Source organism: Burkholderia sp. 9775_39 (genome assembly GCF_015712225.1).
Taxonomy (GTDB): domain Bacteria; phylum Pseudomonadota; class Gammaproteobacteria; order Burkholderiales; family Burkholderiaceae; genus Burkholderia; species Burkholderia cenocepacia.
Map to the genome: position 1 here is coordinate 1 of NZ_JACCQC010000087.1, position 463 is coordinate 463.

The following is a 463-nucleotide window of genomic DNA, read 5'->3' on the forward strand; positions in this document are numbered from 1 at the left end:
GTACAGTGCAACCAATACAATCAACTGTCAGCCATTCCAAATACTTCAAGATTGACGTTCTTGATATAGAAGTCAGTGCTGGGCCGGGAGTCATCAACCGTGAGTTTGTAGAAGTTCTACGCTCGGTTGAGTACTCGTTTGACGATGCTCGTCACATGTTCGATGGTAGGAAGGCGGAAAATATCCGCATCATTAACGTGCGTGGTGACAGCATGTCAGGAACGATCGAACCAGGTGATCTGCTGTTCGTTGATATCACAGTTAAATCTTTCGACGGTGATGGTATCTATGCGTTTCTGTACGACGACACAGCCCATGTAAAGCGCCTGCAAATGATGAAGGATAAGCTGCTGGTCATCTCTGATAACAAAAGCTACTCACCGTGGGACCCGATCGAGAAAGACGAGATGAACCGGGTGTTCATCTTCGGTAAGGTTATTGGGAGCATGCCGCAGACATATAG

Annotated in this window: 1 protein-coding gene; it reads left to right on the forward strand. The window is 47.1% G+C overall.

What is annotated here, in order from left to right; genetic code table 11:
- Positions 1-463: helix-turn-helix transcriptional regulator (locus H0X90_RS35375; protein ID WP_196438441.1), on the forward strand; the 463-nt coding region annotated here is incomplete at both ends.